The organism is Litorilituus sediminis (genome assembly GCF_004295665.1).
In the GTDB taxonomy this organism is placed as follows: Bacteria; Pseudomonadota; Gammaproteobacteria; order Enterobacterales; family Alteromonadaceae; genus Colwellia; species Colwellia sediminis.
In genome coordinates, this window is the sequence record NZ_CP034759.1 from 1330171 (window position 1) to 1343091 (window position 12921).

The following is a 12921-nucleotide window of genomic DNA, read 5'->3' on the forward strand; positions in this document are numbered from 1 at the left end:
GATTACTCAGTTTTTTCCTTTGGTGAATCTAATACAGAAATAATAATTGACTCAAACACCTTTAATGTTATTTCTTCTTCGCCATTATCAAATACAATAAAACTCGGGTTAATTTCAGTTAAACGATATTTATAGATGCTATCACCTAACTGCATATCAACTTCCTCTTTTTTTTCATTGACTAACTTATTTAACCTTACTTTTTGCTGGTCTTTAGAGGTATAAATAACTACAACTTCAAGTGAAATGTCAACTTCTTTACTAATTTCAACCTCTTCGTCGAGTGTTTCTTCTTCGTAGTCAACACCAAGCAACAGAGAAAGCTTTCTTATATCAACATCTTTAGGTGTATCACTACTGCCAACTTGAGTAACAACTTCATCTGGCTTTTCTATGCTTACCTTTGACGTTGGAATAAAAACAATGCTAAAAAAAATCCAAAGTAAAAGTAATACCAAAGCACAATAGGCAACTATATTTCTCATGAGCGCTTAAAAACCTTAACAAATTCTATATCAGCCACGACTTTTCCTTTCGTTGCGGGATTTCTAGTTAATCTAAGCTGCCTTACTCTATTCCCTACAGATTCATTCTCAAGCTTGTCCAAAAAATGTAGCACTTGGCTATATTTACCCCTGATGTTGACCTTACCTACAAACACGGCAAATTCACTATTGATTTCAACTTCTCTACGAGGTGACTTATTATTTACCACAAAGTCATAATTGGCTAAGTGGCTATCTAACTCCTGAAGCCAAACCACTGCCGAATCTTGATTCTTCTTAACTATGACATAATCTTTAATTTGTTCACTAAAGCCAGAAGTTAAAGCTTCTCTTTGCTCTTCTAGTACTTTCGCTTTAGCTATTAATCTCTCCTGCTTTTCTAGTTTTTCTTGTGCAGATATGATACTAGTCTGGGTATCACTAACCCAATCAAACCAAGGAAATACTATATATTCGGCACATAAAAGAACAACGATAGCAAGTAAACCCACTGACTTTAAATTCCAAGTGAACTGATTCACGAAAAGATCACCTCAATAACAAAAACTTCATCCCCAGCTCTATTTTTGGATACAGGCCTTGAAAACTTTGCCTCTTTAACTACTGATTCCTGTATTAAACGTGCCAAAATATCCGTCGCCGATTGACTCGTTGTCCCCGTTATTTTTACACCCTTGGGGTGCAAATGAACCTTATTAATTTCATATGTATAACCACTTAAATCAAGTGAGCTAAAAAGAGATAACACATTAGGGTTATCAGCAATAAACTCATCAAAATCTTTTTTTGATTGATACCTAGCCTTCACTTCACGCTGAACTTTAAGCGCATTTTCCACCGCAGACTTATTCGCCAAGGTTGCATCTTGGTAATAGCTTTGATAAAGGGATAAATACACAGATGACAATAAAACAAAGGAAACTATACTTATGCTTGCTAATAAAAACAGCATCTTGTTAGTGAGTTTTTGAACAATTACCTTTTCATCTCTAGCTTTCTTGATAAAAAGGCCGCATAAAGAAAAAATATTCTTCATGCCAAGCTGCTCCGCTGAGATTACGCTCTCACTTGACACGCCTTCATTTAATGATAAAAGCAAACTGTTACTGCCATTGCTCTCTGGAAATATAAACTGGCATTTGGGGCGAATACTATCGATTATTTGATTAGGAATGACATAATAATGAACAATAGCACCTTGTATGGTTAAACGCTCAATTTGCCAGAATATATCACCCTCAAATGGCGCTATTTGTTTAATTTCTGCTTTAATAAGCTTAGGGAGTTCAATTAAGTTAATATTGCTGTAATCTTTCTTGGCATGCCAATAACAACTTCTGTTGACAAGACAAATATTTGCGAATTTTTTATGCTTGCTCTTATCAATAGCAACGAAGCCATTTTCTTCAGTGAAGTGATGACTAATTGAAAAGTAGTTATTTATACTAAATAATTTATTAAAATAATTGTTCATTAGTGATGAAAAAAGGCTGTAAAGTTCCTAATCCTCTTAGCAAGTGAAATTGTTTACTTAAAAAAACACCATTATCAGAATATGACAACCTAACCAGATAACGGCCTGATGGAAAATCAACCTCACTTTCAGAGGAATTTAAAGATGATATGTATTCTTTATTATTACTATTGCTCTCTATGCCCGCGGCCGAGTATAAGGCTTCGGGGGTAAAATGTCTATTCATATAACCACTACCATACAGTACTAGAAATGGTCGTATACTAGTATACACCTCATTATCTAAAAGATAGGCCATTTCTTCTACCGATTGAATGACAATATTTGAAGGAAAATAGGGGTATTCTTGGTAATCACCTAATTCTTTTCCTGACAATCTTGTTAGTGAATCTAAATCTTGCCAATCATTAAAGCGATCATAAAAGGCTAGCAAGCTATCATTATCAAACCCCTGTGCCACAAGTAATGCATTAAGTGATTTTTCATCCAAGGGTAATAGTGATACTAGACCAGTTACATCTTGCACTGATACTGTCACTCTATTAAATATTGCTTTTTGACCATCAAAACTATCAACAATTGTATCAAAGGCATAACCAGGAGCACTATAATTAGGGCCAACAAAGCTTAAAGGCGTTGTCATAAAATGATAAATAAACTCTGCTTGAGTACTTCGTAACTTAAGCTCAGCCTTACTTCTTTGCTTCACAATAGACGCTAACTTACTATCCAATTTACTTTGATGTAGCATCAACGTCATAATAATTGACATAATAGCAGTTATCATAATAACCAATAATAAAGCAGCGCCTTGCATTTGCTTTATCTTACAGCGCATTTTTATCCGCCTTAGAATGAGGTAGCTCTTGAGGGATTTCAAATAATAGCTCTGGTGGTAATAAAGCTTCACCTCCTTCTATCATTACTTTGATATATAGAGGCAAAATAATGGTTTTAGCACTATCATATTGCTCGCGCCACAATGGCGTAGGCTTTATCGCTATATTTAACAATTCAGAATAATAGTTATCAAGCTCAAGTACATCTTTCCATGTAAAGTAGGAAAACCTTATATTTTCAGCATTCATATACACTTGATAATCCTGACAACTAGACACCTTAAATCTATAGTTTGATAAACTAACACTCCCTAAAGGTAGTTCACAATACGCTAAGACCTTGCCAGACTCCTGTATAAAGAAGTTAGCTATTACCATAGGCTCTTTAAGGTAGCTAGGGTTACTAGTAACAAATGAAAAAGCGCTTTCATTTCCTTTAAAAAACAATTCATTTTTCCTTGCTACACCAGAATAATAATATGGCTTCAGTCCCTTTATTGAACTATTGATAACCTTCCTTTTTGTCAGTAAAGATAAATCATAATCAGCTTTTCCTTTGCCTCCAGTTTCATTAAAAAAGTAGCGATATGAAGATACTGCTAATGTCATCAAAACACTAAAGATAACCATAGAAACAAGGACTTCAATCAGAGTGTAACCTTTACTTTTCATTAAGGCATTTCCCAAATTAACTCAGAATACTCTAAAACTATATCTTTAGTATCTGCACTACCTATAGTCACCCTATAGAGCAATAATAAATCCTGATTATGAGCTCCCTCTGACTCATCTAATACTCTTCTGGGACGAGCAGACTTATCCACACTAGCTTGCCACTGATAGCTACGGTTCGCTATTTTTATTTCCCCATCTCTTATTTGTGTATACATCAAATGATATTTAACAATATCTGCCGAATACTCAGCAAGGTAAGAGGTCTCAGTAGCTCTCATCAATTTTTGTTGATTAAGTATCTTAGTTCTAGCGACAAGACTAATTGCGCTAATTGAGATAAATAAAATAATACCAGCAATGAGCACTTCAATAAGCGTCATACCTTTTTGCTTATACGTGAAGTTCAACTTGCATCTCTTGTTTATTTTTAATAAGTGCTAATGTCAATTTCGTAATGTTGCCCCGTTTTTCAAAGTGCACTATACGCGGAGCAAAAGTGAATGTATCAAACTGAATAGTTCTTAGAATTTCACCATCCGCTTTTCTTGTAACATTTAGCTGGTTCTCATGGAAACTAACAATCAGAGCTTGGCTTTGGTAGAAGCTAAAGTGGCGACAGTAATTAACCATAGATTTTACCTTAGCTATTTCAGAACGATATCTGACCTGATCAAATTGCTGCCACATTGACGGTAAAACAATCGCTGAACTTAAGCCTATCAATACCAGCACAATGAGTAGCTCAACTAAAGTAAAGCCTTTGCTAGAACGATACATCATTGATAGAAACAATACTTAACAGCATGATAATAACAACAGAGCCAACAACACCACCCATAATCAATATAAGTAAAGGCTCAAGCAATGCGGTAAACTTCATTAACCAGGATTCAAAGCTTTGCCTAGCACGAGCGGCAATTTCCCGAAATGAATTAGCTAATGTGCCACTTTCCTCCCCGACAGCAACAAGAGATAGCGCAACATCATCAAATAATTTAACGGGTTTTAAACTATCACTTAATTGACTTCCAGATGATACTTGACTAGCTATCTTGGTTAACTGGCTTTTCAGCTCTATATCAATAACGGTTTCGCCTGCCAACCTTAATGCTGAAGATAAGTTCACGCCACTTTCTAATGTCAGCTGCAAAGCAGTAGCAAATCGAATTCTATCAGCCTTATTGGTTATACCTTTGATTAAGGGCAATCTAACAACAAATTTAATAAATTGCTGGCGCGTTTTATGTTGCTTAAACAAAAAAACAGCAAGCGATACTAAGAAAATAATAATAACAATGGCGTGTATTTGATAGTTTTGTACATTATGGCTTACATCTAATAAAAACTGAGTATAAGAAGGCACTTCCTCCATCGACTCAAACATACTAGACATACTAGGCACAACAAAATTAAATATCGCCCAAATTGCGCTCACACAAACTAAAAGAATAAAGAAAGGATAACTAATCGCTTGCAACACTTTGCTGCGTAAACCAATTTGAAAACGTAAATTCTCACTTAATCGAGTAAAAACAGTCGGTAAATTACCGGTACTCTCACCTATTTTCACCATTTCACAATAAAGAGACGAAAACACCTCGTGTCGAACCTCAATCGCTTCACTGAGTGATTTTCCTTTTTTAATATCCTCTAATACACCTCGCCAAATAAGCCCCATGCCACTTTTACTATTAGTACGAGATAAAATTTCTAACGCTTTATCAACCTTCAATCCATTATTGAGCAAAATAGCTAACTGCTCGGTTGATTGCTCAATATCAGCCAAAGATACCCTAGATGAGCCAGCACTTTCCTTTATTTCAGTTACCTTAATAACCAAAAGATTTTTCTGCGTTAATTGTGTTTCCGCATCGGCTTTATTAACTGCACTGATCTCACCATGTTCATGCTTACCCGAGCGATCATAAGCCTTATAACGATATAACTGACTCAACCTGCCACCCTAAGCACTTCATCAATAGAAGTAATTCCTTGTATAGCCTTTAAAAAGCCATCTTCTTTAAGTGAACGTAAATTATTCTCTTTCATCAGGTTATATAAATTATCAAGTAACTTCTCATCTTTCGCTAAACGCTTCACCTGCCGATCACAAGGTAAATATTCTAAAAATGCTACCCTGCCAACATAGCCTGAATGTTCACAATGGGCACAACCAACAGCAGAGTAGAGTTGAATATCATCTATATCATTACGCTTTGCCAAATCTACCAGCTCATATTGCTCAATTAAGTGTTCTTCTTCTATCGGTTGTTTGCACTCAGAACATAAAGTTCTTGCCAAGCGTTGTGCCATAATAGACACAAGACCTGCATTGAGTAAATACTCTTCAATACCTAACTCCATTAAACGTGTATAGGCAGAAGGCGCATCATTGGTATGAACGGTACTAAACACTAAGTGACCCGTTAATGCTGATTGCAGTGCAATTTTAGCGGTTTCATTATCCCTGATTTCACCAACCATAATTACGTCTGGATCTTGTCGTACAATACTTCGAAGACCTGCTGAAAAGTCAAAACCTATATCTGAATTGACTTGTACTTGGTTTATACCCGGCAATTGGTATTCAATAGGATCTTCAAGGGTAATTATTTTGATATCAGGCGTATTAATTTGATTTAAAAAAGAATACAACGAGGTGGTTTTACCTGAACCCGTCGGCCCCGTCATTAAAATAACACCTGAAGTGCGCTTCAAATCATTATTCACTTTTTCAATTAAATCTTCAGCATAGCCAAGCTTTTGCAAATCAAACTTCACGGCGTTTTTAATTAAGAATCGCATTACCATGCTTTCTCCTTGACCTAAAGGTAAAGAAGAACAGCGAATATCCAGATCTGTACTGCCTGCACGCATTTCAATTTTTCCATCTTGAGGGCGGCGTTTTTCGGCAATATCCATATTTGATAAGATTTTTATACGAGAAATGACTGCTAATTGTAGACTTTGCGGTATAGGATCAGCTTCTTTCAAAATGCCATCAATGCGATACCTTGCTCTAAATCTGCCATTGATGGGTTCAATATGCAGGTCTGAGGCTCCAAGCTTTATTCCCTTGTTAATTAAGTTATTCACTAAATTCACTGTTGGAGCACCTAGTGCAAGCTCTTTAAGCATTTCGACATTATCACCGCTAATATCGCTATGATGAGCGTCGGGTAGCATAGCTTTATATTGTTCCTGATAGAGCTCAAACTCTTTATCAGTGATACAAACAAACGCTATATCAAAAGCAATAAAGCGAGTGTAATCTACCGCTTCGGTATAATGTGGCGAACATAGCGCAACGGTTAACTTATGGTCTTCAAAGTTAACCGGAATCATTTGATATTTAGCTAAGAATGTAAAGTTGACTTCTTTAAGTTCAGAGAGCTGTGACATAGTTAAATTAAAATTATGTTGCCAGCGAGGCAAGCCTAATATGTCACAATATAACTGGCATAATTGCTCTTCATCTATCCAACCAGAGTGTGCTAGAATTTGTTCCAAGTGGTGACCAGAACTAGTCTGGAAATTTTTAGCTTCTGCTAAGCGTTGCTCATCAATCAACGCTTGCTGACAGATGTACTGCTCAACTTTAGTATTCCACATCAGCGTCTTCGCCCTCACCACCTGGCTTCTTATCACGCCCTAAACTTTTTAACGAAAAACCTTCACCAGTATTTTCATCAGTCACTCTACTGTACTGATAGTCATGCTTCCAAGGGTCTTGTGGGATTGCTTTAGGAAAATAAGGACCATCCCATGATTCCTCATTAGAAGAAACCAATTCAGCTAAGGTTTCTGGATAATAACCAATATCTAACCGATATGAATCTAGCGCCGTTGCTAATACTTGCATTTGCGCTTTTGCTGTACCAACTTTTGCTGAGGAGACCTTGCTAAACATCCGAGGAGCAACAATAGCCGATAATAACCCTAAAATTACCATAACAATTAACAGTTCCACTAAGGTAAAACCTTTATTGTTATGATTAGCTTTATTCTTTAATTTTAACTGCTTCATAGTAACCTTAAAAACATACTAATAAATACCAGCACTGCTTTATTCAAATGAGCGTACCAACAACCTAATAATTGCTGATCATTCTAACCAAATTAAGCGCTAAAAAAAATAGCGCTTATGTAACTTATTATATCTACAACTATTGCTAATTACTTGGCTAATAGCTTGTCAAAAATCGTTGAAAATTTCTCAACTGAGCCGGCACCATTAACAATCTCATAGTCAGTAATACTATTACCACTGCGTTTGCCAATAATGAAAGTTGGCGTTGAAGCTAAGCCTAACTTCTTAGCATCAAGCAACGAAGCTGAAATGCTATTATGTACCTTAGGATCTTTTAAACAAGCATTAAAGCTAGCTTCATCTAAAGCAAAATCAGTAACAATTTTCTCTAAATCAGATTTCGCTAAACCTTGCCCTTTCTCAAAAAGAAAATCTTTAGTTTCGGTATACTTATCTTGTTTAGCACCACAGCGTAATGTCACTGCCGCATAAGCTGCTCTTGGGTGTAAACTAGCTAATGGAAATTCACGACCAACAAAAAGCACCTTACCCGTTTCTACATAGTTTTTCTTCAGTTCAGGCCAAATTTCTTGGTGAAACTTTTTACAAAATGGACAATGTAAATCGGTAAATTCCAAAAGAACTACCTCGGCATCGTCACTTCCTACTCTATGACCTTTTTCAATAGATATCTCATCAGGGCGTACCAAACTACCTAATCCTACCTTCTGTGCAACTAGTGTTTGTACATGTTTTAATTGTTCAACTTCTTTTTGTAACGCTTCAATTTGTGCCTGGCTATCAGTGCTCGTGGTTTGACAGGCACTCGTTAACAGTGCAAGTGTGGCAATTAATAATTTTTTCACTCTGAACTTCCCGTTTAATTATATTGTAATGTGTAATCAATAGATAAAAAAAACCCCCGCAAAGCGAGGGTTTTAACGTACTCTAAGTAAATTTAGTTATAAAACTAATAATTACTGAGACCAAGCGTTTTGGTCAAGTACTGGCATTACGCGGTCAGCAACTGAACCGATAACTTTTTGTACTGCAACACCGTGTACTGAATCACGAGGAGCAGTTACAGTGAATGTTACAGTGTGACGGTTATCAGCAGACTTGAAGTTAGAACCTAGGTCACCTTCAGCGTAACCACCGTCAGCACCTAAGTAACCAGCAGCTTCTGCTGCTTCCAGTACATCATTCATGAAGTAAACAACTGAAGATTGAGCTGGAACTGTACCTAAAGCAACAGCAGTTACTTTACGTTTTTCAACTGTACCGTCTAAAGACTCACCAAACATGTCGAAAGTTACTTCAGCAGATTCATCGTGCTCGTTAGTAATACGTACAAAGTTACCTGATGCCGTAGTAGTGTAAGGTACTTTAAGCACCGCACCGTTAACACCGATTTCATGAGTTTTCTTCTCTTGTGCACAGTGATCTAATAAGTTTGGATCGTCAAAATCTAACGTGTAATGAGTGTCAACTACATAGTTGAAGTTCATGATCTCATCACCAGTGTTTGCACTACGCTCATTAGTTAGCACATACCACATTTCATTGTAGTTAGCACCTTCTAAAGCTGTACCAACTGCTGCAGGGTTAGTTTCTGCCGCAGCACCCACACCTACTACAGGCGTAAACACATCAATTGCTTCAGTTTCGTATGTAGTTGCAGCTAGTTCACTTAAACCAAACTCACCCCACGTAACAGAATCTTCAACTTCTTCTTGAGTTACATGAGTACCATTAGCAGTGACTTGGTCATTATAAAGAGCCATTTCCACTTCTGAACCTGGCGCTGAGCTAGCAACAAATTTAGTTTTTAAATGGTCATCTGCACCTAAAGTAATGAATTGGTCTAATGTTTCATCAACGATTAAACCAGCTACAGGGCCTTGTCTACCACGGTCATAAAATGCAGTTTTGTAAGCAACTTCTTGTTTTTTAACAACAAGTTGATTAGCCAAGACTGGATTGTATACAAACTGAGTACGAGCAACAACTGCAGCACCAGATGAATCAGTACTTTCAGCATTCACTTGTGCTTCAGCTGTAGAGCCATCTTGTAGTGCGTAGAACTGTGGTGCAATTTCACTAATAAGTTGAGCAGTCTTTGTTTTAGCACCTTCGATTTCATAACCTGTACCACCATCTGTTTTAGCACGGGTTACAGATAAAGTAACAGAAGAAGAACTTGAAGCCGTTGTACAAGCTGCATTACCAAGTTTAATACCAACTGGTAAGAACTCAGTCATATCAGCACCGGTTGAGTTACGAGAAAATACTAAACGAGTACCTGCACCAATAGTAACACCAGCTTTTGTAATAAAAGTAACAGTGTCGGTACCATCTAACGTACCATCTGAAGAAGCAACGGCTTCAAACGCATCACCAACAGTAGCACCATTGCTATCTTTAACTAAGTGAATTTGGTTACCATTACCAGAAAATTCAGCACCTGAACCAGAAAGTTTCATTTCAATTAAGGTACCACCTGGGATATCCGTAGTAGGGATATAAACAATAACTTGGTCTTTACCAGTTACAGCACCAGTCGCATCAATATCATCATAGCTTAAATCAAATACTTTTTCGCCTGAAACAGGGTCAACACCCGTCAATTCATAAGCAATAGAAACAACATCATTTTTTGCTAAAATAACGTCGTCAGCAGGACCTGCAATAACAGGTGCGGCTACAGTACCAATATTATCACCGGTTCTTGCGCCACAAGCAGCTAGATCATAAGTAACACCAAAAGCTTGCGCTACTGCATTATCGGTACCGGTGTACACTTCAAAACAAGCTTCTGTACCAGCAAATGCAGAAGTTGATGCAAGCACACCAGCAACAGCAAGAGGTAGGGCAGCTAAATTAAATTTTTTCATTCTTAGTTTACTCCATTTTATTTTATTACATCTAAATAAATACAAATTAAGATGTAACTTATCAAACGCGTTTCATTAAATTAAAACTTTGTTCATTGTACTTATTATTCTTCATTTAACCATTTAGCTATAGGAATTATTTCGGCCCAGTTATCTAAATTTAACAACTTGTCAAAAAAGAAATAATTGGCATGCCTTTTCCATTTATTAATAAATCACAAAATTTACAACAATCAGGCGCTGTTAAATTACTATGACAACTAAAAGGTATAAACATAGCTCTATAGTTACAATGCAGACAAAATTTAATAGCTACGCAAGCTGATGTCAACACCTTAATAGAAAAAGACTGACATAAAACATTAAAAAATCAGAAAAATGCATAAAAAGCCAACAATAGTTATTATTTCAGCCAATCATTGCTCAATAAAAACACAAAACTTAATACTTGCAGGCATAGAGAAGAGTTCAAAATATAGCCAACAACGAGTAGTAACTAACACATTTAATTAGAAGACCAGCTAATTCATATAAGTTTAAAATTAAATACACCACCAAGAGTGGTTAACCAGTAACATATTGTTATTATTACAACTAATTCTCTTCAGAATAATTACTAACTGCGCTTACTTGATCTAAAACAATAAAAAAGCGCTAACAGGTTAACTACCAATTAGCGCTTAATTCACAACAGATTAAAATTGTTATTAAATTGTACAATTAGAAGACGTTTTAAAATAGTTAAAATTTCTACCTTAACTCACGCCTTAATATCTTACCAACATTAGTTTTTGGTAACTCTTCTCTAAACTCAACTAATTTCGGCACTTTATAGTTAGTTAAGTTTTCACGGCAATGATTAATTAACGTTTCTTCATCAAGGGCACCATTTTTAGCAACCACAAAAATCTTAACAATTTCACCACTTGCTTCATGTGGTACGCCTATAGCAGCAGCCTCAAGTACGCCATCATGCATCATAACCACTTCTTCAATTTCATTCGGGAAAACATTAAAGCCAGAAACAATGATCATATCTTTTTTGCGATCAACAATACTAAAACAGCCGCGTTCATCCATCATGGCAATATCACCTGTTGCTAACCAGCCATCTTTTAAAATTTCATCGGTTGCTTCAGGGCGATTATAATAACCTTTCATCACTTGTGGGCCTTTTACCCACATTTCACCGGCCTCACCTTGTGGCAGCTCATTACCCTCTTCATCCATAATTTTAATGTCGGTAGAAGAGGCTGGAATACCAATGGTACCATCATAAGCTTTTTGATTATGCGGGCTTAATGTCACCATAGGTGCACACTCTGTTAAGCCATAACCTTCTAATAAACGGGTGCCTGTGACTTGTTGCCAGCGCTCAGCAACAGGGCGCTGCACCGCCATACCACCACCGAGTGACATTTTTAAAGTGCTAAAGTCTAAATCACTAAAACCTGGGGTATTTAATAAACCATTAAATAAGGTATTAACGCCGGTAATTGCTGTAAATGGATACTTTTTTAACTCTTTCACAAAACCTGGCATATCACGCGGGTTAGTAATAAGTAGGTTAGTACCACCTAAAGTGACGAAGGTTAAGCAATTCGCTGTAAGCGCAAAGATATGATAAAGCGGAAGAGCTGTAACAATAACTTCTTCACCTTCCACTAACAGTGGCTTAATCGCCGCTTTGGCTTGCTCTAAATTTGCCACCATATTTCTGTGGGTTAGCATGGCACCTTTTGATACCCCTGTGGTACCCCCCGTATATTGTAAGAAAGCTAAATCATCACCACATAACTCGACAGGTGTATACTCTAAATTCATGCCACGAGCTAAAACGGCATTAAATCGTACTGCATCAGGTAAGTTAAAAGCTGGTACCATTTTTTTAACGTATTTAACCACGCAATTAACGACTGCGCCTTTTACTAAGCCTAAACGATCACCCAGAGAGGTCATAATAACGTGCTCAACTGGCGTGTTATCAACAACCTTTTCTAGCGTTTGTGCAAAGTTTTCAATAATTAACATGGCTTTTGAGCCAGAGTCTTTTAACTGATGCTCTAATTCTCTAGCGGTATAAAGTGGATTAACATTAACGACGGTTAAACCTGCTAATAACGCACCAAATAAGGCGATGGGGTATTGCAAGGTATTAGGCACCATGATGGCAAATTTATCGCCTTTTACTAGCCCTAAGTCTTGTTGCAGATAAGCTGCAAAGGCTTTAGCTTGTGTATCTAATTCTTTATAGGTAATTGCTACGCCCATGTTAATAAAAGCATCTTTGTCAGCATACAGGCTAGTATACTTATTAAACATAGCAACTAAGGATGGGTACTTATCTGGGTTAATTTCAAATGGCACATCTTCAGGGTAACTTTTCTCTAACCAGATTTTTTCCACAATAACTTTCCTCTAAGTAAATTTAATACACTAGTTTTAAACTAGTTATGGCACCTTGTTCATTTTTCTTCAATAATTTTTATAGGCGCTTTTGTTA

The 12921-nt window shown here is 36.7% G+C and carries 13 protein-coding genes; all 13 read right to left on the minus strand.

Annotation, left to right across the window (positions count from 1 at the left end; translation table 11 throughout):
- Positions 1 to 2 precede the first annotated feature (2 nt).
- The 13 genes from EMK97_RS05975 to fadD all read right to left on the minus strand — a co-directional run bounded on the left by EMK97_RS05975 (position 3) and on the right by fadD (position 12824).
- Positions 3 to 485, minus strand: coding sequence for a hypothetical protein (locus EMK97_RS05975; RefSeq protein ID WP_130600336.1), 483 nt, complete (start codon positions 483 to 485; stop codon positions 3 to 5).
- Positions 482 to 1027 carry a hypothetical protein gene (locus tag EMK97_RS05980; RefSeq protein WP_130600338.1) on the minus strand — a complete coding sequence of 182 codons (546 nt, stop codon included), beginning with the start codon at positions 1025 to 1027 and terminating at the stop codon, positions 482 to 484. The genes EMK97_RS05975 and EMK97_RS05980 overlap by 4 nt, the downstream gene beginning before the upstream one ends.
- On the minus strand, positions 1024 to 1980 hold the full coding sequence (locus EMK97_RS05985) for a hypothetical protein (protein ID WP_130600340.1): 957 nt from the start codon (positions 1978 to 1980) through the stop codon (positions 1024 to 1026). The genes EMK97_RS05980 and EMK97_RS05985 overlap by 4 nt, the downstream gene beginning before the upstream one ends.
- Positions 1964 to 2818, minus strand: coding sequence for a type II secretion system protein GspK (locus EMK97_RS05990; RefSeq protein ID WP_130600342.1), 855 nt, complete (start codon positions 2816 to 2818; stop codon positions 1964 to 1966). The genes EMK97_RS05985 and EMK97_RS05990 overlap by 17 nt, the downstream gene beginning before the upstream one ends.
- On the minus strand, positions 2808 to 3491 hold the full coding sequence (locus tag EMK97_RS05995) for a prepilin-type N-terminal cleavage/methylation domain-containing protein (RefSeq protein WP_130600344.1): 684 nt from the start codon (positions 3489 to 3491) through the stop codon (positions 2808 to 2810). Before EMK97_RS05995 ends, EMK97_RS05990 begins: the two co-directional genes overlap by 11 nt.
- Positions 3491 to 3874 carry a hypothetical protein gene (locus EMK97_RS06000; RefSeq protein WP_130600346.1) on the minus strand — a complete coding sequence of 128 codons (384 nt, stop codon included), beginning with the start codon at positions 3872 to 3874 and terminating at the stop codon, positions 3491 to 3493. Before EMK97_RS06000 ends, EMK97_RS05995 begins: the two co-directional genes overlap by 1 nt.
- A 10-nt stretch (positions 3875 to 3884) precedes the next feature.
- The gene (locus EMK97_RS06005; RefSeq protein ID WP_130600348.1) at positions 3885 to 4274 is read right to left on the minus strand and encodes a prepilin-type N-terminal cleavage/methylation domain-containing protein; all 390 of its coding nucleotides are present in this window, start codon (positions 4272 to 4274) and stop codon (positions 3885 to 3887) included.
- A complete protein-coding gene (locus EMK97_RS06010; protein WP_130600350.1) occupies positions 4258 to 5448 on the minus strand; it encodes a type II secretion system F family protein in 1191 nt (396 codons plus the stop codon). Before EMK97_RS06010 ends, EMK97_RS06005 begins: the two co-directional genes overlap by 17 nt.
- Entirely contained in the window at positions 5445 to 7106 is a 1662-nt protein-coding gene (locus tag EMK97_RS06015) for a GspE/PulE family protein (protein WP_130600352.1), read from the minus strand. Before EMK97_RS06015 ends, EMK97_RS06010 begins: the two co-directional genes overlap by 4 nt.
- Entirely contained in the window at positions 7093 to 7521 is a 429-nt protein-coding gene (gspG, locus tag EMK97_RS06020) for a type II secretion system major pseudopilin GspG (RefSeq protein WP_130600354.1), read from the minus strand. Before gspG ends, EMK97_RS06015 begins: the two co-directional genes overlap by 14 nt.
- A 149-nt stretch (positions 7522 to 7670) precedes the next feature.
- Positions 7671 to 8390, minus strand: a complete 720-nt coding sequence (locus tag EMK97_RS06025) for a DsbA family protein (protein WP_130600356.1) — start codon at positions 8388 to 8390, stop codon at positions 7671 to 7673.
- 111 nt (positions 8391 to 8501) lie between these two features.
- Positions 8502 to 10418, minus strand: a complete 1917-nt coding sequence (locus EMK97_RS06030) for a hypothetical protein (protein WP_130600358.1) — start codon at positions 10416 to 10418, stop codon at positions 8502 to 8504.
- Positions 10419 to 11168: 750 nt separating this feature from the next.
- Positions 11169 to 12824, minus strand: coding sequence for a long-chain-fatty-acid--CoA ligase FadD (fadD, locus tag EMK97_RS06035; RefSeq protein ID WP_130600360.1), 1656 nt, complete (start codon positions 12822 to 12824; stop codon positions 11169 to 11171).
- Between the last annotated feature and the right edge of the window lie 97 nt (positions 12825 to 12921).

Coding starts and splice junctions, on each gene's coding strand:
- EMK97_RS05975 (WP_130600336.1), bottom strand. CDS start 485: ATGAGAAATATAGTTGCCTATTGTGCTTTGGTATTACTTTTACTTTGG.
- EMK97_RS06005 (WP_130600348.1), bottom strand. CDS start 4,274: ATGATGTATCGTTCTAGCAAAGGCTTTACTTTAGTTGAGCTACTCATT.
- EMK97_RS05985 (WP_130600340.1), bottom strand. CDS start 1,980: ATGAACAATTATTTTAATAAATTATTTAGTATAAATAACTACTTTTCA.
- EMK97_RS05995 (WP_130600344.1), bottom strand. CDS start 3,491: ATGAAAAGTAAAGGTTACACTCTGATTGAAGTCCTTGTTTCTATGGTT.
- gspG (WP_130600354.1), bottom strand. CDS start 7,521: ATGAAGCAGTTAAAATTAAAGAATAAAGCTAATCATAACAATAAAGGT.
- EMK97_RS06000 (WP_130600346.1), bottom strand. CDS start 3,874: ATGACGCTTATTGAAGTGCTCATTGCTGGTATTATTTTATTTATCTCA.
- EMK97_RS06015 (WP_130600352.1), bottom strand. CDS start 7,106: ATGTGGAATACTAAAGTTGAGCAGTACATCTGTCAGCAAGCGTTGATT.
- EMK97_RS05990 (WP_130600342.1), bottom strand. CDS start 2,818: ATGCGCTGTAAGATAAAGCAAATGCAAGGCGCTGCTTTATTATTGGTT.
- EMK97_RS06030 (WP_130600358.1), bottom strand. CDS start 10,418: ATGAAAAAATTTAATTTAGCTGCCCTACCTCTTGCTGTTGCTGGTGTG.